This is a genomic window from Enterobacter sp. FW301-JW81 (assembly GCF_058788735.1).
This window is the reverse complement of record NZ_JBYTBA010000001.1, coordinates 44,023-69,085: the sequence shown is the minus strand read 5'-3', so window position 1 is coordinate 69,085 and position 25,063 is coordinate 44,023. Positions and strand designations below refer to the sequence as shown.

23 protein-coding genes are annotated in these 25,063 nt (G+C 56.0%); 18 read left to right on the top strand and 5 right to left on the bottom strand.

What is annotated here, in order from left to right; genetic code table 11:
• Positions 1 to 157: 157 nt before the first annotated feature.
• A complete protein-coding gene (ompX, locus tag AC3WOK_RS00335; protein ID WP_008501173.1) occupies positions 158 to 676 on the bottom strand; it encodes an outer membrane protein OmpX in 519 nt (172 codons plus the stop codon).
• Positions 677 to 1,030: 354 nt separating this feature from the next.
• On the opposite strand from ompX, the gene rhtA reads away from it, so the two are divergent.
• From rhtA to ybiO, 6 genes are all read left to right on the top strand, one after another.
• On the top strand, positions 1,031 to 1,918 hold the full coding sequence (gene rhtA / locus AC3WOK_RS00330) for a threonine/homoserine exporter RhtA (protein WP_047347008.1): 888 nt from the start codon (positions 1,031 to 1,033) through the stop codon (positions 1,916 to 1,918).
• A 299-nt stretch (positions 1,919 to 2,217) separates the two neighbouring features.
• Positions 2,218 to 2,721, top strand: coding sequence for a DNA starvation/stationary phase protection protein Dps (gene dps, locus AC3WOK_RS00325; RefSeq protein ID WP_010428924.1), 504 nt, complete (start codon positions 2,218 to 2,220; stop codon positions 2,719 to 2,721).
• Between the two features lie 362 nt (positions 2,722 to 3,083).
• A complete protein-coding gene (gene glnH / locus AC3WOK_RS00320; RefSeq protein WP_023310880.1) occupies positions 3,084 to 3,827 on the top strand; it encodes a glutamine ABC transporter substrate-binding protein GlnH in 744 nt (247 codons plus the stop codon).
• An 84-nt stretch (positions 3,828 to 3,911) separates the two neighbouring features.
• Positions 3,912 to 4,571, top strand: a complete 660-nt coding sequence (gene glnP, locus AC3WOK_RS00315) for a glutamine ABC transporter permease GlnP (protein WP_010428919.1) — start codon at positions 3,912 to 3,914, stop codon at positions 4,569 to 4,571.
• A complete protein-coding gene (glnQ, locus tag AC3WOK_RS00310) occupies positions 4,568 to 5,290 on the top strand; it encodes a glutamine ABC transporter ATP-binding protein GlnQ (RefSeq protein ID WP_059310721.1) in 723 nt (240 codons plus the stop codon). Before glnP ends, glnQ begins: the two co-directional genes overlap by 4 nt.
• Positions 5,291 to 5,414: 124 nt before the next feature.
• A complete protein-coding gene (gene ybiO / locus AC3WOK_RS00305; protein ID WP_492353724.1) occupies positions 5,415 to 7,628 on the top strand; it encodes a mechanosensitive channel protein in 2,214 nt (737 codons plus the stop codon).
• A gap of 45 nt (positions 7,629 to 7,673) precedes the next feature.
• Here the strand turns inward: ybiO and rlmF are convergent, their stop codons facing one another.
• Positions 7,674 to 8,585 (bottom strand): 23S rRNA (adenine(1618)-N(6))-methyltransferase RlmF, encoded by a 912-nt coding sequence (gene rlmF, locus AC3WOK_RS00300; RefSeq protein WP_492353723.1) that lies wholly within the window; start codon positions 8,583 to 8,585, stop codon positions 7,674 to 7,676.
• A 243-nt stretch (positions 8,586 to 8,828) separates the two neighbouring features.
• Here rlmF and mcbA point away from each other — a divergent pair, with 243 nt between their 5' ends.
• From mcbA to ybiJ, 3 genes are all read left to right on the top strand, one after another.
• Positions 8,829 to 9,095, top strand: a complete 267-nt coding sequence (gene mcbA / locus AC3WOK_RS00295) for a DUF1471 family periplasmic protein McbA (protein ID WP_059310724.1) — start codon at positions 8,829 to 8,831, stop codon at positions 9,093 to 9,095.
• Between the two features lie 122 nt (positions 9,096 to 9,217).
• Positions 9,218 to 9,484, top strand: a complete 267-nt coding sequence (locus AC3WOK_RS00290) for a DksA/TraR family C4-type zinc finger protein (protein WP_063432215.1) — start codon at positions 9,218 to 9,220, stop codon at positions 9,482 to 9,484.
• 285 nt (positions 9,485 to 9,769) lie between these two features.
• Entirely contained in the window at positions 9,770 to 10,030 is a 261-nt protein-coding gene (gene ybiJ, locus AC3WOK_RS00285) for a DUF1471 family protein YbiJ (protein WP_047347013.1), read from the top strand.
• A gap of 118 nt (positions 10,031 to 10,148) precedes the next feature.
• On the opposite strand, the gene ybiB is transcribed toward ybiJ, so the two are convergent.
• A complete protein-coding gene (gene ybiB, locus AC3WOK_RS00280) occupies positions 10,149 to 11,111 on the bottom strand; it encodes a DNA-binding protein YbiB (protein WP_492353722.1) in 963 nt (320 codons plus the stop codon).
• A gap of 220 nt (positions 11,112 to 11,331) precedes the next feature.
• On the opposite strand from ybiB, the gene AC3WOK_RS00275 reads away from it, so the two are divergent.
• From AC3WOK_RS00275 to AC3WOK_RS00255, 5 genes are all read left to right on the top strand, one after another.
• Positions 11,332 to 11,865 (top strand): fimbrial protein, encoded by a 534-nt coding sequence (locus AC3WOK_RS00275; protein ID WP_059310728.1) that lies wholly within the window; start codon positions 11,332 to 11,334, stop codon positions 11,863 to 11,865.
• Positions 11,866 to 11,926: 61 nt separating this feature from the next.
• Positions 11,927 to 12,601, top strand: coding sequence for a fimbrial biogenesis chaperone (locus AC3WOK_RS00270; protein WP_492353721.1), 675 nt, complete (start codon positions 11,927 to 11,929; stop codon positions 12,599 to 12,601).
• Between the two features lie 74 nt (positions 12,602 to 12,675).
• Complete coding sequence (locus AC3WOK_RS00265) at positions 12,676 to 15,171, top strand: fimbria/pilus outer membrane usher protein (protein ID WP_492353720.1); 2,496 nt, start codon at positions 12,676 to 12,678, stop codon at positions 15,169 to 15,171.
• Positions 15,168 to 16,178, top strand: coding sequence for a fimbrial protein (locus tag AC3WOK_RS00260; protein ID WP_492353719.1), 1,011 nt, complete (start codon positions 15,168 to 15,170; stop codon positions 16,176 to 16,178). The genes AC3WOK_RS00265 and AC3WOK_RS00260 overlap by 4 nt, the downstream gene beginning before the upstream one ends.
• A gap of 10 nt (positions 16,179 to 16,188) precedes the next feature.
• The gene (locus tag AC3WOK_RS00255; protein ID WP_492354218.1) at positions 16,189 to 16,689 is read left to right on the top strand and encodes a fimbrial protein; all 501 of its coding nucleotides are present in this window, start codon (positions 16,189 to 16,191) and stop codon (positions 16,687 to 16,689) included.
• On the opposite strand, the gene dinG is transcribed toward AC3WOK_RS00255, so the two are convergent.
• Both dinG and rhlE read right to left on the bottom strand, forming a co-directional pair.
• Positions 16,676 to 18,853, bottom strand: a complete 2,178-nt coding sequence (gene dinG / locus AC3WOK_RS00250) for an ATP-dependent DNA helicase DinG (RefSeq protein WP_063430026.1) — start codon at positions 18,851 to 18,853, stop codon at positions 16,676 to 16,678. The two genes, AC3WOK_RS00255 and dinG, sit on opposite strands and share 14 nt — an antisense overlap.
• Positions 18,854 to 18,949: 96 nt before the next feature.
• Positions 18,950 to 20,329 carry an ATP-dependent RNA helicase RhlE gene (gene rhlE / locus AC3WOK_RS00245; RefSeq protein ID WP_047347019.1) on the bottom strand — a complete coding sequence of 460 codons (1,380 nt, stop codon included), beginning with the start codon at positions 20,327 to 20,329 and terminating at the stop codon, positions 18,950 to 18,952.
• 205 nt (positions 20,330 to 20,534) lie between these two features.
• Between rhlE and cecR the strand changes: the two genes are divergently transcribed.
• Genes cecR through AC3WOK_RS00225 form a run of 4 tightly spaced genes read left to right on the top strand, consistent with a single transcriptional unit; the run spans position 20,535 to position 25,059 of the window.
• Positions 20,535 to 21,212 carry a transcriptional regulator CecR gene (gene cecR, locus AC3WOK_RS00240; RefSeq protein WP_492353718.1) on the top strand — a complete coding sequence of 226 codons (678 nt, stop codon included), beginning with the start codon at positions 20,535 to 20,537 and terminating at the stop codon, positions 21,210 to 21,212.
• Positions 21,209 to 22,204, top strand: a complete 996-nt coding sequence (gene hlyD, locus AC3WOK_RS00235; protein ID WP_059310734.1) for a secretion protein HlyD — start codon at positions 21,209 to 21,211, stop codon at positions 22,202 to 22,204. The genes cecR and hlyD overlap by 4 nt, the downstream gene beginning before the upstream one ends.
• Positions 22,197 to 23,936, top strand: coding sequence for an ATP-binding cassette domain-containing protein (locus tag AC3WOK_RS00230; protein ID WP_047347022.1), 1,740 nt, complete (start codon positions 22,197 to 22,199; stop codon positions 23,934 to 23,936). The genes hlyD and AC3WOK_RS00230 overlap by 8 nt, the downstream gene beginning before the upstream one ends.
• Positions 23,926 to 25,059 (top strand): ABC transporter permease, encoded by a 1,134-nt coding sequence (locus AC3WOK_RS00225; protein WP_059310735.1) that lies wholly within the window; start codon positions 23,926 to 23,928, stop codon positions 25,057 to 25,059. Before AC3WOK_RS00230 ends, AC3WOK_RS00225 begins: the two co-directional genes overlap by 11 nt.
• The last annotated feature ends 4 nt before the right edge of the window (positions 25,060 to 25,063 follow it).

The following is a 25,063-nucleotide window of genomic DNA, read 5'->3' as shown; positions in this document are numbered from 1 at the left end:
GCCGACTCGTGCGGCCTGATGCCCTCACCCTGGCCCTCTCCCACGGGGAGAGGGAACAAACACTAAAAACGGCAACCTTGGGTTGCCGTTTTGCTTTTGTCTTCCACAAAAAAAATCCGCCACATTGGGCGGATTTTTTATAGGCTCACCGAAGTGATTAGAAACGGTAACCTACGCCCGCGATCCAGGTGCCAACGTCAACGTTGCGGATACGGCTCTGCTCATAAGAGAAGTCCAGAGCAACGTCCTGGATTGGGTTGAACTGCAGGCCTGCGCCATAGGAGAAGCCATAGTCGCTGTTGCTTGCAGTGCGGTTCAGACCTTCGTTTTCGGTCTGCTGGAATTTACCGTAGCCAACACCTACAACACCGTAGATGCTTGCCCAGTCATTCAGACGGTAAGCTGGACCAGCAGTGATACCGTAGTACTGGCCTTTGTTGTATGCGCCGTTTTCAGAACGATCTTTCTCGGTGTAGGTGAAAGAACCGATCACGCCCAGTGGGTTGTTATCCTGCTCGTAGCGATACTTCAGGTTGAAACCGTTAGCTTTGTTCATCACGCCCTGATAGTCGCTCTGAGCGTAACCACCAGTAACAGTAGAAGTAGCAGCTACAGCGGTACCTGCGGAAACAGCCAGTACAGCGGCCAGTGCTGAAAGACATGCAATTTTTTTCATAACCACCTCAAATGTGCTTCAAGTAAGTCCGTAAGCTTTAAATATATCAAAAAAATTTGCGAAACTCTTTGTGATTCGTGATGTCTAATGAAACCTTTCCTGTAACAGAACGTTTCCAGCGTCAGCTATCTCTTTCAAATCACATGCAATTTTCACTACTAAATGCGCATAGTGCGCGCACGCGCCGTTACATTCATCCAGATTATTCCTAATCTATCAGGCGATAAATCCACCAGCGCTTAACCATTTTACGGATTTCACGAGGCTTTTTTTCAACAGCGCCTCAACCGTTGCCGCTTATTTCCTTTACACTGCAACCTTTACTTCATTTGACATAAGCTGACAGGAGAAAGGATGCCTGGGTTATCCCGCACGTCGTCGGTCTGGTTGCCGGTAGCCGTCATACTCATTGCCATGTTGTCCATTCAAAGCGGTGCTTCGCTGGCAAAATCGCTTTTCCCGCTGGTTGGCGCGCCTGGGGTCACCGCCCTGCGTATCGTGCTGGGCACGGCAATACTGGTGGTCATTTTCAAACCCTGGCGTCTGCGCTTTAAAAAGGAGCAGCGTCTGCCTCTGCTGTTTTATGGGCTCTCCCTTGGGGCGATGAACTATCTGTTCTACCTCTCCATTCAGACAATACCGCTGGGGATTGCCGTCGCGCTGGAGTTTACCGGCCCACTGGCCGTGGCGCTTTTCTCCTCACGACGTCCGGTTGATTTTATCTGGGTCATATTAGCCGTGCTGGGCTTATGGTTCTTACTCCCGCTGGGCCAGAACGTCTCTGAGATCGATCTCACAGGCGCAGCGCTGGCGCTGGGTGCAGGTGCGTGCTGGGCTATCTATATATTAACAGGCCAGCGCGCAGGGGAAGAGCATGGACCGGCGACGGTCGCGTTAGGTTCACTCATCGCCGCTATCGTCTTTGTGCCCATCGGCATGGCGCAGGCGACGGAATCAATCTGGCAGTGGTCCGTTATGCCCGTCGGGCTGGCGGTCGCGATTCTCTCCACCGCACTCCCCTACTCTCTGGAAATGATTGCCCTGACGCGCCTGCCGACCCGCATTTTTGGCACGCTGATGAGCATGGAGCCTGCCCTTGCCGCAATTTCGGGGATGGTGTTTCTCGGCGAAACCCTGACGCTGACCCAGACGCTGGCGCTCTGCTCAATTATCGCCGCATCAATGGGCTCGACGCTCACCATGCGCCCTGAACCTAAAGTTGAGAAGGTAGATATCAGCTAAGGCCATATATTCTGCATGGCTTCCAGGCCATGCAGAATAAAGGCCAGAATGAAAGGCATTATAATTTCTTACACACATTGTCATATTCACGAAATATCCCTCCGCGGTGACTTGCCCATCCAGCAATTAAGATTGATCTGTATCAATTTATAAAATCACCATTAGTTTCAATAGATTATATCCTCAACCTCCTTTTCGCTATTAAACCGATAGGCACAGCCAGACCGCAGAGAAAAAATCCGGTGCTATACTTAGTTCCGTAATTACCTGGGACATAAACATCAAGAGGATATGAGATTATGAGTACCGCTAAACTGGTGAAAACGAAAGCGTCTAATCTGCTTTATACCCGTAACGATGTATCGGATAGCGACAAAAAGGCGACCATTGAGTTGCTGAATCGCCAGGTGATCCAGTTCATCGATCTTTCGCTGATCACCAAACAGGCCCACTGGAATATGCGCGGTGCAAACTTTATTGCCGTTCATGAAATGCTGGATGGCTTCCGCACAGCACTGGTTACCCACCTTGATACGATGGCTGAACGTGCCGTTCAGCTAGGCGGCGTCGCGCTGGGTACCACGCAGGTAATCAACAGCAAAACGCCTCTGAAGAGTTATCCGCTGGATATCCATACCGTTCAGGATCACCTGAAAGAGCTGGCGGACCGCTACGCGATTGTGGCCAATGACGTGCGCAAAGCGATCGGCGAAGCCAAAGACGAAGATACCGCAGACATTTTCACCGCCGCGTCTCGCGACCTGGATCAGTTCCTGTGGTTTATCGAATCTAACATCGAATAATTCATACGAATTTTCTATTAAACCCTCGCCCTCCGGTGAGGGTTTTGCACATCTATAGTGCACGCTTTTTGCCTGAGACAGTGCAAAAGTGAAGAAATTGTAATAATCACCTCACACAACCGTTAACGAAAGATTGTTTTTTCGTCAGAATTTCCGCTAAATGTCTCTCCGTCAGTTGCCCCAAACGAAGCGCACCAAAACAGTGCTCCACTTTGGTGCAATAAAACCTCATTGCCCCATTTATTGTGCAATGCATGACATCATCCCCTTTGCAAAACAATAGCTTGTAAAGTTGGCACGATTTTTTCATTGTGCCACCTGTTCTCGCAGGGGATCGCCCCGTGGATATAAAAGGAAATGCTATGAAGTCTGTATTAAAAGTTTCACTGGCTGCACTTACCCTGGCTTTTGCGGTGTCCTCTCAGGCTGCCGACAAACTGGTTGTGGCGACCGACACGGCGTTCGTTCCGTTTGAATTCAAACAGGGTGATAAATACGTTGGTTTTGATGTGGATCTGTGGGCCGCTGTCGCAAAAGAACTCAAACTGGATTACACCCTGAAGCCAATGGACTTCAGCGGCATCATCCCGGCACTGCAAACCAAAAACGTGGATCTGGCGCTGGCGGGTATCACCATCACTGATGAACGTAAAAAAGCGATCGACTTCTCTGACGGCTACTATAAAAGCGGCCTGCTGGTCATGGTCAAAGCCGATAATAACGACGTAAAAAGCGTGAAAGATCTCGACGGCAAAGTGGTTGCGGTGAAGAGCGGCACCGGTTCCGTTGATTACGCAAAAGCAAATATCAAAACTAAAGACCTGCGCCAGTTCCCGAACATCGACAACGCGTACATGGAACTCGGCACCAACCGTGCTGACGCTGTTCTGCACGACACGCCTAACATCCTGTACTTCATCAAAACGGCGGGCAATGGCAAGTTCAAGGCCGTGGGCGAGTCTCTGGAAGCACAGCAGTACGGTATCGCGTTCCCGAAAGGCAGCGACGATCTGCGCACAAAAGTTAACGGCGCGCTGAAAACGCTGAAAGAGAACGGCACCTATAACGAAATCTACAAAAAATGGTTCGGCACCGAGCCTAAATAATAAGACGTAAAAATGACGTTCACTCGGGGGCGACCTTTCGCCCCTGCTATTTTTGAAACACGGTAACAGTAACAGGAAATTATCATGCAGTTTGACTGGAGCGCCATCTGGCCTGCCATTCCACTCTTGCTTGAAGGCGCTAAAATGACCCTGTGGATTTCGGTCCTGGGTCTGGTTGGTGGGTTGATTATCGGTCTTGTCGCCGGTTTCGCCCGCACCTACGGCGGCTGGATCGCAAACCACATCGCACTGGTTTTCATCGAAGTGATCCGCGGCACTCCTATTGTCGTGCAGGTCATGTTCATCTACTTCGCCCTGCCAATGGCCTTCAATGACCTGCGCATCGACCCGTTCAGCGCAGCCGTCGTCACCATTATGATCAACTCAGGGGCCTACATTGCGGAAATCACCCGTGGTGCGGTCCTGTCGATTCATAAAGGTTTCAGTGAAGCCGGTCTGGCATTGGGTCTTTCTCGTCGCGAAACGATCCGCCACGTTATTCTGCCGCTGGCGCTGCGCCGCATGCTGCCGCCGCTCGGTAACCAGTGGATCATCAGCATTAAAGATACGTCGCTGTTCATCGTTATCGGCGTAGCGGAGCTGACCCGTCAGGGACAGGAGATCATCGCTGGCAACTTCCGCGCGCTGGAAATCTGGAGTGCGGTAGCCGTTGTCTACCTGATCATTACTCTGGTTCTGAGCTTCGTTCTGCGTCGTCTTGAAAGAAGGATGAAAATCCTGTGATTGAATTTAAAAACGTTTCCAAGCACTTTGGCCCAACCCAGGTGCTGCACAATATTGATTTGAACATTAAGCAGGGTGAAGTGGTGGTCATTATCGGGCCGTCCGGCTCCGGTAAGTCGACGCTGCTGCGCTGCATCAACAAGCTGGAAGAAATCACCAGCGGCGATCTGATCGTCGACGGTCTGAAAGTGAACGATCCGAAAGTGGATGAGCGTCTGATTCGTCAGGAAGCGGGCATGGTGTTCCAGCAGTTCTACCTGTTCCCGCACCTGACGGCGCTGGAAAACGTGATGTTTGGCCCGCTGCGCGTGCGCGGTGCCAGCAAAGCGGCGGCGGAAGCGCTGGCAAAAGATCTGCTGGCGAAAGTGGGCCTGGCGGAACGTGCGCACCACTACCCTTCCGAGCTGTCCGGCGGCCAACAGCAGCGTGTGGCTATCGCCCGCGCGCTGGCGGTGAAACCGAAAATGATGCTGTTCGATGAGCCAACCTCAGCCCTTGACCCGGAGCTGCGTCACGAGGTGCTGAAAGTCATGCAGGATCTGGCAGAAGAAGGGATGACGATGGTTATCGTGACCCACGAAATCGGCTTTGCTGAGAAAGTGGCTTCCCGCCTGATCTTTATTGATAAAGGCCGTATCGCCGAAGACGGTAACCCGCAGGAATTGATTGCGAACCCGCCGAGCCAGCGCCTGCAGGAGTTCCTGCAGCACGTCTCCTGATCCATCGCTTCACGCTAAGCCGGGCATGCCCGGCTTTTTTACGCCAGATTGTTCCCAAAAATCCCCCGCCGCGCCCCGACTTCTATACTTATCATTTTGTTCGACATTTTCACCGGAGGACGCCGTGCCGTGGATCCTGTTGCTGTTGATTAGCCTGTTTAGTGCGCCATCGTTCGCCGTCGCGATCCCCGGCGTCACCACCGGAACGGCCGCGACGACGAACAGCACGCCGCCACCCGAGCCCGATGCCGAACAGAAAAAAGCTGCCTACGGCGCCCTTGCCGACGTCCTTGAGAACGACACCTCCCGGCAGGAGCTCATCGGCCAGCTGCGAAAAGTTGCCGCCACGCCGCCGCAGGAGCAGGCGCCCACCCTCACCCCAGTGCAGGCGGAGGAGCAAAAAACGGTGCTGGAAAACGTCACCGACGTGAGCCGCCACTATGGTGAAGCGCTCTCCTCGCGCTTTGCCCAGCTCTATCGCAACCTGATTGGCTCACCGCATAAGCCCTTTAACCCACACACGTTTACCGCCGCTGCCACGCAGTTCCTGATGCTGGCGGGCGCGGTATTTCTTTTTTACTGGCTGGTACGCCTGTGCGCGTGGCCGCTGTACCGTAAAATGGGGCAATGGGGGCGCAGGAAGAATCAGGAGAAAAGCAGCTGGCTCCATCTGCCGTTGATGATCGCCTCAGCGTTTATCATCGATTTACTGCTGCTGGCGTTGACGCTGTTTTTAGGCCAAATGCTGGCCGACAGGCTGAATGCAGGCAATAAAACCATCGCCTTCCAGCAATCGCTTTTCCTGAATGCCTTTGCGCTGATTGAGTTCTTCAAGGCGCTGCTGCGGTTACTCTTTTGTCCGCACGTCCCGGCGCTGCGTCCTTTCTCCATTCGCGATGAGAGCGCGAAATACTGGGCGCTGCGTCTGAGCGTCCTCAGCGGGCTGATTGGCTACGGCCTGCTGGTTGCCGTGCCGATCATCTCCAACCAGGTAAACGTCCAGTTTGGCGCCCTGGCAAACGTGATTATCATGCTCTGCATTACCGTCTGGTCGCTGTACCTTATCTTCCACAATAAAAAGACCATCACTGAGAGCCTCCTGCATCTGGCCGATCGCTCCCTCTCGTTCTTTAGCCTCTTTATTCGCGCGTTCGCCCTGGTGTGGCACTGGCTGGCAAGCGCCTATTTCATCGTGCTGTGCTTCTTCTCTCTGTTCGATCCGGGAAACAGCCTGAAATTTATGATGGGGGCCACTTTCAAAAGCCTGGCGATTATCGGCATCGCGGCGTTTGTATCCGGCCTGCTGTCGCGCTGGATATCGAAGACCATTACCTTGTCACCGCAGGTTCAGCGCAATTACCCTGAGCTGCAAAAACGGGTGAACGGCTGGATGTCGGTATCGCTCAAGGTGGCGCGCATTCTGACCGTCTGCGTGGCGATTATGCTGCTCCTGAATGCGTGGAGCCTGTTTGATTTCTGGAACTGGCTGCATAACGGCGCAGGCGAAAAGACCGTCGATATTTTAATTCGTATCGCCCTGATCCTGTTCTTCTCCGCCGTCGGCTGGACGCTGCTGGCGAGCCTTATCGAGAACCGCCTGGTATCGGATATTCACGGCAGGCCGCTGCCCAGCGCGCGGGCAAGAACGCTGTTAACCTTATTCCGCAACGCGCTGGCGGTGATTATCAGCACCATCACCATCATGATTGTGCTGTCGGAAATCGGGGTGAACATCGCCCCGCTGCTGGCGGGGGCAGGTGCGCTGGGGCTGGCGATCTCCTTCGGCTCGCAAACGCTGGTGAAGGATATTATTACCGGCATCTTTATCCAGTTTGAGAACGGGATGAACACGGGGGATCTGGTCACGATTGGGCCGTTAACCGGCACGGTAGAGCGGATGTCCATACGCTCCGTCGGCGTGCGCCAGGACACCGGCGCGTACCACATCATTCCCTGGTCTTCGATCACCACCTTCGCCAACTTCGTGCGCGGTATTGGTTCCGTGGTGGCGAACTACGATGTGGATCGTCATGAGGATGCAGACAAAGCGAAGCAGGCGCTGCGGGATGCGGTAGAGGAGCTGATGCAGATGGACGATATTCGCGGGCTGGTGATTGGAGAGCCGTCGTTCGCCGGCATTGTCGGGCTGACGAACACGGCATTTACCCTGCGCGTGTCGTTCACCACGCAGCCGCTGAAGCAGTGGACGGTGCGCTTTGCCCTCGACAGCATGGTGAAAAAACACTTCGATCTGGCGAACGTGCGGATGCCGGTGCAGACGTATCAGGTGTTGCCGCCGCCCGCCTCGCAGCTCCCTCCGCAGAAGCCGACGCTGTAACCGAGCCGGGTGGCGCCTTCGCCTTACCCGGCCTACGACGGAGTGCTATTTGCGACGTTTGTTATCGTCCATAAACGACCAGGCGATAAAGCGGCTCTGTTTCTGGCCTTGCGCCATCTCTTTTTTCACCACTTTTACGGCGCCCGCTTCGGTCAGTGCGCGATAGAGCGGCGGCAGGTTATCCCCCCGGGAGACCAGCGTCGTGAACCACTTCACCTGGCGGCCAAACTGCTTGCTTTCCGCTATCATGCGCAGGATAAACGCCACTTCGCCACCTTCACACCATAGCTCCTGCTGCTGTCCGCCGAAGTTCAGCGCGGCGTCCTCGGCCTGGCCCAGGTTGCGGCGCTTGCGCTCGCTTCCCGCGCGGGCCGCTGCTGCCGAATCATGGAACGGCGGATTGCACATCGTCGCGTCATAGCTTTCGTTTTTGTGAATAATGCCGTTGAAAATCGAGGCCGCATCTTTCTGACGGCGCAGGCGAATGACGCGGCTTAAACCGGGGTTCGCGCTGATAATCGCCTGGGCGCTGGCAAAGGCCTCGGCACCGATTTCGCTCCCGGTAAAGCGCCAGTGATATTCATGCGCGCCGATCAGCGGGTAAATCAGGTTCGCCCCGGTACCGATATCCAGAACGGAGGCCTGCTCGGGAACCGCTCCGTCACGATCGTCTGCGAGGAGATCGGCAAGATGATGGACGTAATCAGCGCGGCCCGGCACGGGCGGGCAGAGAAAACCTTCCGGAATATCCCAGTGAGCCACACCGTAAAAATGCGCCAGCAGGGCTTTGTTCAGCATTTTAACCGCCAGCGGATCAGCAAAGTTGACCGACGGTTCACCCGCAGGGGTCTGAACAATGTAGTCCCGCAGCGGAGGGCAGCTCAGGCATAACGCATTCATGTCGTAGCGGCTGCGGTGGCGATTTCGCGGGTGCAATCCCGGCTTTTGGGAAGTCATGGCATTCTCCTTTAAACAGCGGCGTAAGATACCCTTTGCTGGCCCAACGGTAAATCTTTCTCTGTGACGCTTAAAAAACCGACATAAATCAAACACCTTTATGTGTATGATCTGTCAACGAATTGTCAATTAACATCGTTCAAAAAATAAGCAGATCATCATCAAATATTTGCGCTAAGTCACACTCGTCCGGCTTCTAAACTTATAGGGAATCACCTGTTGTTTCCTCATGAGGATGTGATTATGAAAAAGTATCTGACCCTTGCTGTTATCGCCGGCGTCCTGGCTACCGCATCATTCTCCGCCATGGCCGTTCAGTCACTGACCCAGAGTACCGACACCAGCCAGCTGCGACCCGCGGGCACCGTCTCGGTAAGCCGTGCAAGCAATCTTGACGATCTGCAGGATAAACTGGCTGAAAAAGCCCGCCAGGAGGGTGCAAAAGGATTCGTGGTGAACTCCGCTGGCGGAGATAACCATATGTACGGTACAGCGACCATCTATAAATAACCTGCCTTTTCTACCAGACTGCATCTGCCCAACGGATGCAGTTCTCTTCCCCTCTCGCCTTGACTGTTCGTTTTTTGACCCCATAGTGAAATGTATAACTTAAACAGGTGATGGAGGACATCATGGCTTCCGGTTGGGCAAATGACGACGCCGTTAATGAACAGATCAACAGTACGATTGAAGATGCGGTTGCGCGCGCTCGCGGTGAAATTCCGCGCGGAGAAAGCTTATTCGAATGCGAGGAATGTGGGGAACCTATTCCGGAGGCACGCCGTAAAGCCATACCTGGCGTACGGCTTTGCATCGGCTGCCAGCAGGATAAAGATTCAAAAAATTCATCACACTCAGGATATAATCGCAGAGGTTCGAAAGACAGCCAGTTACGTTGACTTTCCTTTACGTAAGCTCACCGCGTAACCGCGTTGCTTTACGCTCACGAATTTTAGCCAGACGCGTGGCAAAACGTGCCGTTCATGTCGCTTCTGTAAAGCGCATCAACAAGAAGTGTAAAGCGCTGCTCTGAATTTATTAATATTCAATAAGTTATTTGTCATTCAATTTTTTTGAGCAACCACGTCAATTCTCTTCGATTTTATCTTCCGCGGAAAACCGTGATACTTATCACATCGACGGAACATCGTCCCCCTAACAGAATAACCTGCGAGAGATTAACTATGAAAACCATCAAATATGCTGTTGCTGCTGTTGCCCTGTCCGCTCTGTCTTTCGGCGCTTTCGCTGCGGAGCCTGTTTCATCTGCTCAGGCGCAAAATATGAATAAAATCGGTGTGGTAAGTGCAGAAGGCGCGACCACGCTGGACGGTCTGGAAGCCAAACTGGCTGAGAAAGCCGCTGCTGCCGGTGCAAGCGGATACAGCATCACCTCCGCGAACACCAATAACAAGCTGAGCGGTACTGCGGTTATCTACAAATAATCGACTGAATGAATGCTGTACCCTCGCCATACCCTCTGGTGAGCTGCTCCAACCCTCATTGACCCTGTTGTTGTTACCCTTGCTTGCCCGTCCGCCACTGGACGGGCTTTTTTTTTATTTAAAAAGCATCATTAACGCGCTTCAGCCCGGCTTCGACCGAGTCAGCTTCGCCTGTGGCGAGCAAACAACAGGCCATCTGGAGCTTGATCGAATGCGGAACAGGCACATTCCCGGCAAGGCACTGCTCAATCCAGTGTGCCGTGGTATGCGGATCTTTTGCCTCAGGCAATATCACACCGCTATTCTCTTCCCCACGCTCAAGAATGGCGCGCGTGCCCGCAGAATCAATCAGCATCACCTGGGGGCAGCGCTGCGGGTTGGCATAAACCTCGCCTTCGGTGCCGTGCATCAACAATGCTCTGCCGCCAATGTCGTCAAAAAATTGCCCCACGCGCGCCACGTATTCCGGGTGCGAAACGCTGGAAAGGCGCAGGGCGTTATCTTCGCCAAACGGCGTTGCCAGCTTCGCCAGGGTATGCGCGCTGTTACGCACGCCCATGCGCCAGCGCATATCGAGCTGCTTTTCCAGCGGCGGGCAAAGTGTTCCCACCGGGATGTAAACCGGTTGATGACCATCCAGCTTCGCCTGCGCCTGGCCGGCATGACGCGTTGGCTCAATGCCTACCATGCCGAAAATCGTTTCGGTCAGCACGCGCGTGGGATCTTCGCTTACGCCGTGCACCACCACCAGAAACCCCAGCTTGTGCAATAAGATAGCCAGCAGCGGGGTCAAATTCGCCTGCTTACGCGCGCCGTTATAGCTGGGAATGACGATCGGCATCGGTTTTGCCACCGGCGGCGTTAAGCGCAGCGTTTGCGCCTGCATGGCTTCATAGAAGCCGCGCATCTCCGCTTCACCTTCACCTTTAATACGTAGCGCAATAAGGATCCCACCCATCTCCAGATCGGGCACATCGCCGTTCAGCATATGGGTGTACAGGGCACGGGCCGTTTCCTGATCCAGGTCACGGGCGTGGTTCTTTCCTCGCCCCACCTCTTTGATAATTTTACGATAATCCACGACATCTCTCCTTGCGGCTCTTTGCAGTTACTATAGCCCTGATAAATGCCTGCCGGGTAATCATTTTCCTCTCCCGGAAGCCTGCGAAGACGCTTTGAGGATAAAAGTGGTCTGAAGATAAATTGAGCGAAAAATAATTCTCAGCGATAGTTCACACCGAATTAATCAGCCACGTGATGATTAATGTCAGAAGTGTCACACTTTCATTCAGAGGATTAAAATGAAAAAATTTATTATTGCGGGCATCGCTGCCGGGATGGCGTGTGCTTCGGTTTCTGCATTTGCATCCAGCGGTGAAGGGCAAATTAATTTCACAGGTGAAATTATTGACTCTGCATGCACGGTCGTAAATAGCTTGAGTAATCCACTTAATGTCTCATTAGGTAAGGTTGCTAAATCTGCATTTACCGGAAGTGGTTCGACGACGTCAACAACCCGCTTTAGTATTCAGCTAAAAGATTGTCCTGATACGGTCACCAGCGCCTCGGTGACCTTCGGTGGAACACCGGATAGCAGCAATAACGATGTCCTTGCTGTGACATCCGGTACGGGTACAGCAACGGGCGTAGGTGTTCAGCTGCTGGATAAAACGGAAAACCCACTGAGTTTATATACGGCTTCCGCAGCGTATACCCTCACCTCAGGGACAACAACGAACGATCTGGAGTTCGGTGCACGCTATATCCAGACCGGAGGCACAATTACTGCCGGGCTGGCGAATGCCGCATCCACCTTCACCATCGTTTACAACTAATAAAACAGATATTAGCTACCCCAGTGGCTAATATCTGTTACTTCTTAATTACGGTATCTCAATGCGTAAATATCTTCTGCTCTCCTCATTTTTATTAATCACCTCTGCCGCTCACGCCGGAATTACCATCGGCGGCACGCGCGTGGTATACCCGGAAAATAAAAAAGAGTCGTCTATTGGGATCGCCAACCCGGACAACCTCGACTACCTGGTGCAGTCGTGGGTAGAAACAGAAGACAACGCGCGTGAGAAAGCGCCGTTCCTGATTACGCCACCTCTGTTCCGCCTTGATGCGAAGCAGGACAACGTTCTGCGCATCATCAGAACCGGGGGGAATTTACCTGCCGATCGTGAATCGCTGTTCTGGTTGAATATTAAATCTATTCCCTCTTCCGCGCGCAATGAAAACACAAACACGCTGCAGATCGCGATTAAAACCCGAATTAAACTCCTCTATCGCCCGGCGAGCATTAACGGGAAACCAGAGGATGTCACTACGCAATTATCATGGCACACGCAGGGTAACCAGCTCATTGTCGAAAACCCCACGCCGTTTTATATGAATTTCCAGGAGATAAAGCTCGACGGTAAAAAAGTCGACAAAGTCACCTATGCCAAACCCAAAGCCGAAACGCACTTTTCCATACCGGGAAATATTACCGCACGCTCTGTGAGCTGGAAAATTATTAATGACTACGGCGGCATCAGCCAGTCACATACCGCGCAAATTAAATAATCATCCAGGGGTTACTGGAAATCATTATGAGCTGGGAATATACGACCAAACCACCTAAACAACACGGACGCTCAATGCTTATTGCATTGGGCTGTACCCTGCTGGGTGTTTGCGTCCAAAAAGTTCTGGCCGAAGATTATTTCAACCCGGCGCTGCTGGATATCGACAACCCCGGTCAGGGGAAAACGGATCTCAGTATTTATGAGATAGGCCCCGGTCAGGCGCCGGGGAAATATCACGTCGACGTCTTCGTTAACAATAATAAAGTGGCAAGCAAAGAGATTGAATTTACGCTGAAAAAAGATGCCAGCGGAAAATCAACCCTGCAGCCGTGCCTGAGCGCGGCCCAGCTAAAAAGCTTTGGTATTAAAATCGATAAATTCGTGCAGGATGACAAGGCCCAGTGCATTGATCTGAGCGTTATCCCTTCCGCCAGCGCCACGTTTCACGTTAATCCGCAGCAGCTGCTGTTAAGCATTCCTCAGACCGCCATCACCCAGGTGCCGCGCGATTACGTCGACCCGCAGGAGTATGACGAAGGGATAAATGCCCTGCTGCTGAATTACAGCTTCACCGCCGGGGACAACCACGGCAAAGGCGAAAACGGTACCGACCAGCGCAGCGAGTTTCTTAACCTGCGTCCGGGGCTAAACCTCGGGGCGTGGCGCTTGCGTAACTACTCCACCTGGAGCAAAACCAGCGGTGACGGTGACGCCGAAAGTGAGTTTTCGTCGGTCTATACCTATGCCCAGCGCGACATTATCGCCCTCGGCAGCAACGTCAAATTCGGGCAAAGCTCTTCACCTTCGGACGTGTTTGACAGCATCTCTTACACCGGAGCGCAGATCGCTTCGGATGACGACATGCTCCCTGACAGCATGAAGGGTTTTGCACCGGTGATCCGCGGAACGGCGCACAGCAACGCCCAGGTCATCGTCCGCCAGAACGGTTACGTCATTTATCAGAACTATGTCGCCCCCGGCGCGTTTGAGATTAACGATCTCTACCCCACCGGCGGCAGCGGCGATTTGAACGTCACCGTTAAAGAGACGGACGGTAGCGAACAGCATTTCGTGGTGCCCTATGCGTCGGTGCCGGTACTGCAGCGTGAAGGCCGCTTTAAATACAGCCTCACCGCAGGTCGCTATCGCAGCTATAACAGCGACGTCGAAAAAACGCCTTTCATGCAGGGTACGGCAATCTACGGGTTGCCTTATGGCTTTACGGCCTACGGCGGCGTGCAGGCCAGCCAGTACTACGATGCGCTGGCGCTGGGGTTCGGTAAGAACATCGGCGATTTTGGGGCGTTTTCGGTGGACCTTACCGACGCGAAATCGGAGATGCAGGACCAGGATCCGACTCACGGCCGCTCCTGGCGCATCCGCTACAGCAAAGATTTTGCCACCACCGGCACCCATTTTTCCATGGCAGGCTATCGCTATAACAGCAAGGGATTTTACACCCTGCAGGACACCCTGGATTCCCATACCCGCAACGACGACTGGCAAACGCCGGACACCCGACGCAGCCGCGAAGAGGCCACCGTTGATCAGTCTCTGGGCGGTTCGTTCGGTTCGCTAACCTTAAGCCTGGTCAAAGAGAACTACTGGAACTCAAGCCAGGGAATGACCTCAATGAACCTGGGTTACAACAACTCGTGGCACGGCATCAGCTACGGCCTGAGCTACGGGCTGGATAAAAACACCCGTGACGGCAGCGACGACGACAACGAAAAAACCAGCGAGCAGACCATCGCCTTCAACGTCTCCGTTCCTCTTGACCACTGGCTCAGCAACACATGGGTGAACTACAACCTGAACAGCACGCAACACGATACCACCCAAAGCGTGGGCCTTAACGGCACCGCGCTGGCTGGCAATAACCTCAGCTGGGGCGTTCAGCAGGGCCACAGCCAGAGCAGCGGCGACAGCACCAGCCTGAATGCCGATTACAAAGGTACCTACGGTGAAGTGAACGCGGGCTATTCACAGGATAACCAGCAGCAGCAGCTTAACGTCGGCCTTCAGGGGAGCATGATCGCCCATGCGCACGGCGTCACGCTGGGTCAGCCGATGGGCGAGACGGCCGCGCTGGTCGAAGCGCCGGGTGCGGACGGCACGAACATCAGCAATCAGACCGGCGTGAATACCGACTTCCGCGGCTATGCCATTGTGCCGTACGTGTCGCCGTACCGTCATAACACCCTTGCGCTCAACACGGAAACGCTGCCGGGAAATGCAGACGTCGATCGGGCAGCCAAAACCGTGACGCCAACGCGCGGCGCCATCGTGCGCGCCCACTATGAAACGCATGTCGGTAGCCGGGTATTAATGACGCTGAAACGCGCTGACGGACGCGCGATCCCGTTCGGCGCGACGGCATCTCAGGCCCATCAGGACGGCGAGTTTATCGTGGGTGACGGTGGGCAGGTTTATCTGACCGGCATGCATGAAAAAGGGACGGTTGACGTCAACTGGGGGAAAACCGCCGACAGCCACTGCACCGCAGCCTACCACCTGCCGGCAAAAGACGATGGTGCAGTGCTTAACATCACGGCGCAGTGCGTATGACCCTTTCCGAGGAAAAAATGAACATGTTTAAATATGCCTTTGCGCTGGTTGTCTTTCTCACAAGCGCGTGCCTGATACCGCATGCTCAGGCCGCGACAACCTGTGATAGCACCAATGTGCCCTATACCCTTAATGCCGGTACGCTTTCCGTACCCACGACCCTCGATATCGGCAGCGTCATCCCAGGCTCGGCAAAGACACATACCATCAACGGCAGCTGTTCCGGAACGATTTCTAGTCATACCATAATTTCCTGCTACTACGGAACGGGAACGGAAGTTTCAGGCATGCCGGGCGTTTACTCCACTGATGTGGACGGCGTAGGGATTCAACTCCTGAACAGTAGTGGGCAGATCGTTCGCGGAAAAGGTTATTCATGCGACACCACCGCGACGCCCATGGGGACAGTCAGCAGCGACGGCGGACAGACGTTTTCTTTCAGCTATACCGAACGGTTAATCAAAACGGCAACACACATCGGGAGCGGAACGATTTCAAGTGCGCAAGATCCCTTTGGATTTGGTGTTTTTCAGTCTGTCGGTATTTCTGGCGCACGCAATACCAGCCACTATTCCGCCACGGTTGCGGAAAGAACAGCCACCTGCTCCATTGATCCGCTGAATCTGACGGTCTCACTCGGCGATTTCCCGGTTTCGCAATTTACCCACGTGGGCAGCTACACGGCATGGAAGTACTTCCAGATCACCGCCACCTGTACTGAAGAGGTCAATCTCACGGCCTCAGTAACCAGCGCTAACGGCGTTAACAGCCAGTATGATGATGTCCTGAACCTAACACCGGGCAGCGACAGCGCCACGGGCGTCGGCGTAGGCATGCTGCTTGACGGCGTCGATCTAAAATACAACTACCCTATCCCAATCGGCGGAACAACCAAACCTGGCGTTCCTGACGCGGTTAATTTTGCCGTACGGTATTACCAGACGGATGCCACCGTCACTGCCGGAAAAGCCAACACGATTGCCACCATCGATATGGAATATCAGTAACGGAGCGATGATGAACAGATTACCTTTTTTACTCGCTCTGATGAGCCTCTCTGCGGGCGCGACCGACGTTACGCTCAATATCGAAGGGAATATTTACGACACCACCTGCCAGGTAGACAGCGCCAGCCAGAATATGGTGGTGGATCTGGGACAGGCCACGTCCAGTGATTTCAAGACCATCGGCGATACCGGCCCGTGGAAAAATTTCGATTTAAAGCTCACGAACTGCCCGCCCACGCTGACGGTAGCCACCATCTCCGTTGATGGCCCGCGTGATACGGACCACCCCTTTAAATTTGCCAATAGCGGCACCGCTAAAGGGGTGGCACTGGAGATGGCCGATCGTCTGGATTACATCGTGCTTGCCCCTGAAGCCCGATTCAGCGTGGTGATTGACGCCGGTACCCACACCGCTGATTTTCCGATGGCTGCACGCTATTACGCTACCACCATGCCCGTGACTGCCGGCACGTTCGAGAGCGTTGTTCAGGCCACCTTTACTTACCAGTAGGACCGCGCCCCTTAGCACGGATGCTTTTTTTACGCCCGGCGGCCGGTTTTGCCGGGCGTTTTTTCACTTCAGGCACTTCGGGCTGTTCAATCGGGAACACCGGTAACGCGTTCAGCAGCCGCTGGCCGTAGTTTTTCGTCAGCAGACGCTTGTCGTAAATCACAATCTCGCCCCAGCAGCCGTGGCTACGAATCAGACGCCCGACCTGCTGGATCAGGTTAAACGACGCCGCAGGCAGGCTTTGCACCTCAAACGGATAGCGGTTGAGGCTTTTCAGCCACTCCCCTTCGGTGATCACCACCGGGCTGTCGATAGGCGGGAAGGCGATTTTATGAATATGCACCTGCGTCAGATAATCACCTTTCAGATCCAGACCTTCGGCAAACGACTGCAACCCCACCAGCACGCTGCGCTCGCCGTTATCAATGCGCTTGCGGTGCGTTTCCACCAGCCGGTAGCGCGGCTGATCGCCCTGCACCAGCAGAAGCAGACGCAGATCGGTGACGTGCTCCAGGAAGCGCTGCATGGCGCGTCCGCTGGCAAACAGCACCAGCATGCCGGGGTATTTTTTGCTCTCGACCTGTTCGCGGAAGTAGGCCGCCATCTCCGCAATGTGCTGCTCTTCGTTGTCGATCAGCGGCTCAAACGTCATGCGGGGAATCACCAGCTTGCCCTGCTCGCAGTGGTTAAACGGCGAGTCCAGCGCCACAAAGCGGTCGCCCGCTTTCTCTCTCAGGCCGCTCATCTCCTGCAGCCGCGAGAAGCTGTTAAGGGAACGCAGGGTCGCAGAGGTGACCACCACGTGCGGCACGCTGCGCCAGATCAGCTTTTCCAGCTGGTCGGCCACGCGGATGCCCACGCAGTGGAAAAACAGATGGACCTGCCCGTCGCGCACGTCGCGGGTGACCCATTTGGTGACCGGCGCGCCGGAGGCCTGCGCCATCGAGGCCAGCCGCCAGAGCTTGCTCTGCGCTTCAAACATGCCCAGCGCGCGGTTCATCTGCAGCAAAATGCGGTGCAGGCGCACGATATCGTGAGAGCCCGTTTTCTCGCTGAGATCGTTTAAGAACATCTCCGCCAGGCCGCGGAGCTTTTCCAGATGCTTTGCCAGCTGCTGGCAGATCTCCATCACCTCTTCCGGCAGTTCGCCCATCGCGAAGCGGTGTTCCGCCTCCTGGGCCGCCGGAAGATAGAGATTCAGGATGTTGTTTAGCGACGAGATAAGGCCGTAGACCTCTTCGCAATGGTCGCTCAGCCGCTCGGGCACCGCCAGCGGCGGGGTCGTTTTTGGCCGGAACTGCTCCATGCAGGTCGCCACCAGCTTGCAGAAGAGATCGAGCTGCAGGCGGAACCACGGGGCGGTAATTTCGGCGCTCATCTCCAGCGCGTCGCGCGCCACGTCCGGCAAATGGTGGCCTTCGTCGAGCACCAGCAGCAGGTTTTTGGGCTCCGGCAATACGGCTTCGCTCTCCAGGGCGGCCATCACCAGCGCATGGTTGGCGACCACCACTTCCGCCTCCTGAATCTCGCGCCGGGCGACAAAGAACGGGCACTCCCGGTAGTAGTGGCAATTGCGGTTCAGACAGCTCGCCTTATCGGTGCTAAGCCTGCGCCAAAGGTCGTCGCTAATGGCCTGACTGGTGTGATCGCGCAGGCCGTCCCACTTATAGCCGTCGAGCTCGGCTTTAAGCTTTGCACACTGCTCCTGCTCGACCTTGTTGTTCGGCGTCAGTTCGTCGTCGAGAAACGCCAGCAAATCTTGCTGATTGGGCTCACTGCTGGCGAGCGCCGCCAGGTTACGCGGGCACACGTAGCGCCCACGCCCAAACGCGGCGGTGAAACGCAGGTCGGGGATGATTTTGCGCAGCAGCGGCAGATCCTTGCTGAAGATCTGATCCTGTAGCGCCACGTTGGCGGTGCTGACCACCAGCGTTTTTTGCTCTTCCCGCGCGATGGCAATGCCCGGGATAAGATACGAGAGGGTTTTCCCGACGCCCGTCGGGGCTTCAATCGCCAGATGTCGCCCGTCGTCCCCGGCGAGCGTTTTTGCCACGTCAGCAATCATCTGCCGCTGTGGCGCTCGGGGGATAAAATCGGGGATCTGTTGCTGTAGCGCCTTGTACCATGCGCCAATTTGCGCTTTGAGCGCCGCGGTTAACGCCATCTTAAACCTGGAATACTGTATAAACAGCCACTATTGTGGCACTTTCTGTTGGCTGCCGCAAAAAGAAAAGCCCGGCTTTACGACCGGGCTTCCAGATTACTGCGGGTTAGCAGGTTTACGCGGGCGGCGTCGGCGCTGCCCTTCCCCTGCCGGTTTCCCTTCGCCGCTGCGCCACGGGTTTTCGCCGGCGGGTTTGGCATCGCTGTTGCGACGCGGAGGTTTGCCCGATGACTTCGGCGCACCGCCTTCGGCACGACGCGGCTGCTGACCGCGACCGCCGCCGCCCTGACCGCGGCCACCCTGACGGCCATTCTGAATCGGCTCCGCCTTAATGGACGGATCCACTTCATAGCCCGGGGTTTCGATGCGTGGGATCTCTTTCTTCAGCAGGCGTTCGATATCGCGCAGCAGCTTGTGCTCATCCACGCACACCAGAGAAAGCGCCTCGCCGGTTGCCGCCGCGCGGCCGGTACGGCCAATACGGTGCACGTAGTCTTCCGGGACGTTTGGCAGCTCGTAGTTCACCACGTGCGGCAGCTCTTCAATATCGAGGCCACGGGCGGCGATGTCGGTCGCCACCAGCACGCGGATGTCGCCAGACTTGAAGTCCGCCAGCGCACGGGTACGCGCGCCCTGGCTCTTGTTACCGTGAATCGCCGCGCTGCGGATGCCGTCTTTGTTCAGCTGCTCCGCCAGGTGGTTAGCGCCGTGCTTGGTGCGGGTAAAGACCAGCACCTGCTGCCAGTTGCCCTGACCGATCATCTGGGAGAGCAGTTCCCGCTTGCGCTTTTTATCCACAAAGTGAACGTGCTGCGTCACCTGCTCGGAGGCGGTGTTGCGACGCGCGACTTCCACTTCCAGCGGGTTATGCAGCAGCTTTTCCGCCAGTGCCTTGATCTCGTCGGAGAAGGTCGCGGAGAAGAGCAGGTTCTGACGACGCGACGGCAGTTTAGCCAGCACGCGGCGAATGTCGTGAATAAAGCCCATGTCGAGCATGCGGTCGGCTTCGTCCAGCACCAGAATTTCAACCTGGTCCAGCTTAACCGCGTTCTGATGCTCCAGATCCAGCAGGCGACCTGGGGTAGCAACCAAAACGTCGACGCCGCTGCGCAGCTTCATCATCTGCGGGTTAATGCTGACCCCGCCGAAGACCACCAGCGAGCGAATGTTGAGATAGCGGCTATACTCACGCACGTTCTCACCAATCTGGGCTGCCAGCTCGCGGGTTGGGGTAAGGATAAGGGCACGAACCGGGCGACGGCCTTTGGCGTGGGGCTGGTTTTTTACCAGCAGTTCCAGCAGCGGCAGGGTAAAACCGGCGGTTTTGCCGGTACCGGTCTGGGCGCTCGCCATCAGGTCACGGCCCTGCAGAACGGCAGGAATAGCCTGCTGCTGGATTGGGGTTGGCTCAACGTAGCCCTGCTCTGCGATCGCGCGCAGAATTTCCGGGTTCAGGCCAAGGGAATCAAAAGACATAAAAACTCCGAACCGCCCCGACCATCACAGGTGTAGTTTTCAGGGAGATATAACGAATAGGGGAGGACAAAAACCACAATGTCGCGAAGGGGCGGAGTGTAGCAGCTTTTGTGACGTGGCGCATAAAATATCCCTCAGTTCCCTCGACGAGGGCGTGAATCAGGCATAGTCTTAATCAATCGATTGATTAATTTTTAATGCCGCTATGAATACGACCCCGACGACATCAAAAGGTGAACAGGCCAAAAGCCAGCTTATTGCCGCCGCGCTGGCGCAGTTTGGCGAGTACGGACTGCATGCGACCACGCGGGATATCGCGGCGCAGGCCGGGCAGAACATTGCGGCCATCACCTACTATTTTGGCTCAAAAGAGGATTTATATCTCGCCTGCGCCGAGTGGATCGCCGATTTTATCGGCACGCAGTTTCGCCCGCACGTTGAAGAAGCCACCGAGTTGCTCAGCCAGCCGTCGCCCGATCGCGAGGCCATTCGGCAGCTTATTCTTAAGGCCTGCCACAATATGATACGCCTGCTGACGCATGACGATACGCTCAACCTGAGCAAGTTTATCTCCCGCGAGCAGCTCTCCCCCACTGCCGCCTACCAGCTGGTACACGATCGGGTGATTGACCCGATGCATACCCACCTGACCCGGCTGATCGCCGCCTGTACCGGGCTGGATGCCAACAATACCGAAACAGTTTTGCATACCCACGCCCTGCTGGGTGAAATCCTGGCCTTCCGCCTGGGCCGGGAAACCATCTTGTTACGCACCGGCTGGACACAATTTGATGAGGATAAAGCCGCGCAGATTAGCCAGATCATCACCTGTCATCTCGATCTGATCCTGCAAGGCTTAACGCAAAGGAGCCTGAAGTCATGAAAAAACCTGTCGCCATCATTCTGGTGGTTGTTGTTTTACTTGCTGCGGGAGTCGGTGGCTGGCTGTGGTATCAAAGCCATCAGGACCGGGGCCTGACCCTGTACGGTAACGTTGATATTCGCACGGTGAACATGAGCTTCCGCGTCGGCGGGCGTCTCGCCTCGCTGAACGTTGACGAAGGCGATGCCATTAAAACGGGGCAGACGCTGGGAATGCTGGACAAAGCCCCCTTTGAAAATGCGCTGCAGCAGGCCAAAGCTGGCGTCTCCGTTGCCCAGGCACAGTATGATCTGATGCTGGCTGGCTATCGCGACGAAGAGGTTGCCCAGGCCGCCGCCGCGGTCAAACAGGCGCAGGCGGCCTATGACTACGCCCAGAACTTCTATGCCCGCCAGCAGGGGCTGTGGAAAAGCCGCACCATTTCCGCTAACGATCTGGAGAATGCCCGTTCATCGCGCGATCAGGCCCAGGCGACGCTGAAATCCGCCCAAGACAAGCTGAGCCAGTACCGTACCGGTAACCGCCCGCAGGATATTGCCCAGGCCAAAGCCAGCCTTGAACAGGCGCAGGCGCAGCTGGCCCAGGCGGAACTGGACCTGCACGACACCACCTTAATCGCCCCGTCTGACGGCACGCTGATGACCCGCGCCGTTGAGCCGGGCAGCATGCTCAGCGCGGGCAGCACCGTCTTAACGCTCTCCCTGACCCGCCCGGTGTGGGTACGCGCTTACATCGACGAGCCGAATCTCGGCCAGATGCAGCCCGGCCGCGAGCTGTTGCTCTATACCGACGGCCGCCCGGACAGGCCGTATCACGGCAAAGTGGGTTTTGTCTCTCCAACTGCCGAATTCACGCCGAAAACCGTTGAAACACCGGACCTGCGTACCGATCTGGTGTATCGCCTGCGCATCATCGTGACCGATGCGGACGACGCGCTGCGTCAGGGCATGCCTGTCACCGTAACAATCAACGACGGGGAACGACATGAATGACGCGGTTATTCAGCTCAACAATCTGGTTAAACGCTTTAAGGGGATGGATAAGCCCGCGGTAGCCCCGCTGAACTGCACCATTCAGAAAGGCTACGTGACCGGGCTGGTCGGCCCGGACGGCGCGGGTAAAACCACGCTGATGCGCATGCTGGCCGGTCTGCTGAAGCCGGATGAAGGATCGGCCCGCGTGCTCGGGCTTGACCCGATCGCGGATGACGGTGCGCTCCACGCCATGCTCGGCTATATGCCGCAGAAGTTTGGCCTGTATGAAGATCTGACGGTAATGGAAAACCTGAATCTGTATGCCGATCTGCGCAGCGTCACCGGCGAAACCCGACAGAAGACCTTCGCCCGCCTGCTGGAGTTTACCTCGCTCGGCCCGTTTACTGACCGGCTGGCGGGCAAGCTCTCCGGCGGGATGAAGCAGAAGCTGGGTCTGGCCTGCACGCTGGTGGGCGAGCCGAAGGTCCTGCTGCTGGATGAGCCCGGCGTGGGCGTTGATCCGATTTCGCGCCGCGAGCTGTGGCAGATGGTGCACGAACTGGCTGGAGACGGGATGCTGATCCTCTGGAGCACCTCCTACCTCGACGAAGCCGAGCAGTGCCGGGACGTGCTGCTGATGAACGAAGGCGAACTGCTCTATCAGGGCGAGCCGACAACGCTGACGCAAAGCATGGCCGGGCGCAGTTTCCTGCTGCATAGCCCGCAGGAATCCAACCGCAGGCTGCTGCAGCGGGTGCTGAAACTGCCGCAGGTCAGCGACGGGATGATTCAGGGCCGCTCGGTGCGGGTGATCCTCAAAAAAGAGGCCACCGTCGACGATATTCGCCGTGCGCCGGGCATGCCTGAGATCGAAATGGAAGAGACGGCGCCGCGTTTTGAAGATGCGTTTATCGACCTGCTGGGCGGCGCGGGCACATCGGAATCCCCCCTCGGCGCCATCCTGCACACGGTGGAAGGTACGCCCGGGGAAACGGTGATCGAAGCCAAATCCCTGACCAAGAAGTTCGGGGATTTCGCCGCCACCGACAACGTCAATTTTGCGGTGAAGCGCGGCGAGATTTTCGGCCTGCTCGGGCCGAACGGCGCGGGAAAATCCACCACCTTTAAGATGATGTGTGGCCTGCTGGTTCCCACCTCCGGCAAGGCGCTGGTGCTGGATATGGATCTCAAGGTCAGCTCCGGCAAGGCGCGCCAGCATCTGGGCTATATGGCGCAGAAGTTCTCCCTCTACGGCAACCTGACCGTCGAGCAGAATCTGCGCTTTTTCTCCGGCGTGTACGGCCTGCGCGGGCGGGCGCAGAGCGAAAAAATCCGCCGCATGAGCGACGCCTTTGGGTTAACCAGCATTGCCTCCCACGCCACCGACGAACTGCCGCTCGGCTTTAAGCAGCGGCTGGCGCTGGCCTGCTCGCTGATGCACGAGCCCGATATTCTTTTTCTGGATGAACCCACCTCTGGCGTGGATCCCCTCACCCGCCGCGAGTTCTGGCTGCATATCAACAGCATGGTGGAAAAAGGCGTGACCGTGATGGTCACCACGCACTTTATGGACGAGGCGGAGTACTGCGACCGCATCGGGCTGGTGTACCGCGGCAAGCTGATTGCCCACGGAACCCCGGACGACCTGAAAGAGCAGGCCGCCGACGATGAGGTTCCGGACCCGACCATGGAGCAGGCCTTTATCACCCTCATCCACGACTGGGATAAGGAGAACGCCCATGCGCAATAACGCGATTTCGTGGCGCAGGGTACGCGCGCTGTGTATCAAAGAGACGCGTCAGATCGTGCGCGACCCCAGCAGCTGGCTGATTGCGGTGGTAATCCCCCTGCTGCTGCTGTTTATCTTCGGGTACGGGATCAACCTCGACTCAAGCAAGCTGCGGGTCGGGATATTGCTGGAGCAGCAGAGCGAAGAGGCGCTGGACTTCACCCACGCCATGACCGGCTCGCCCTACATCGACGCCACCATCAGCGATAACCGCCAGGAGTTAATCCAGAAAATGCAGGCCGGGAAAATTCGCGGGCTGGTGGTGATCCCGGTGGATTTCGCCGCCAATATGGCGCGTGCCGGAGCCGATGCCCCGATCCAGGTCATTACCGACGGCAGCGAGCCGAACACCGCGAACTTCGTGCAGGGCTACGCGGAGGGGATCTGGCAGCTGTGGCAGATGCAGCGGGCGGAAGATCGGGGTGAAGAATTTAAACCGCTGATCGACGTGCAGACGCGCTACTGGTTTAACCCTGCCGCCATCAGCCAGCACTTTATCATTCCGGGCGCGGTGACCATCATCATGACGGTCATTGGCGCGATACTGACCTCGCTGGTGATCGCCCGCGAGTGGGAGCGCGGCACCATGGAGGCGCTGCTTTCAACCGAAGTGACGCGCGTCGAGCTGCTGCTGTGCAAGCTTATTCCCTACTACTTCCTCGGCATGCTGGCGATGCTGCTCTGTATGCTGGTGTCAGTTTTTATCCTCGGCGTGCCGTACCGCGGCTCGCTGGTCGTGCTGTTCTTTATCACCAGCCTGTTTTTACTCAGCACGCTGGGGATGGGGCTGCTCATCTCCACCATCACCCGCAACCAGTTTAACGCCGCGCAGGTGGCCCTCAACGCCGCCTTTTTACCGTCGATTATGCTGTCCGGGTTTATCTTCCAGATAGACAGCATGCCTGCCGCGATCCGCGCCGTGACCTATGTTATTCCGGCCCGCTACTTTGTGAGCACGCTGCAAAGCCTGTTCCTCGCGGGAAATATTCCGGTGGTGCTGATTATCAACACCCTCTTTTTGATGGCGTCGGCGGTGATGTTTATCGGGTTGACGTGGATGAAGACCAAACGGCGGTTAGATTAAGGAG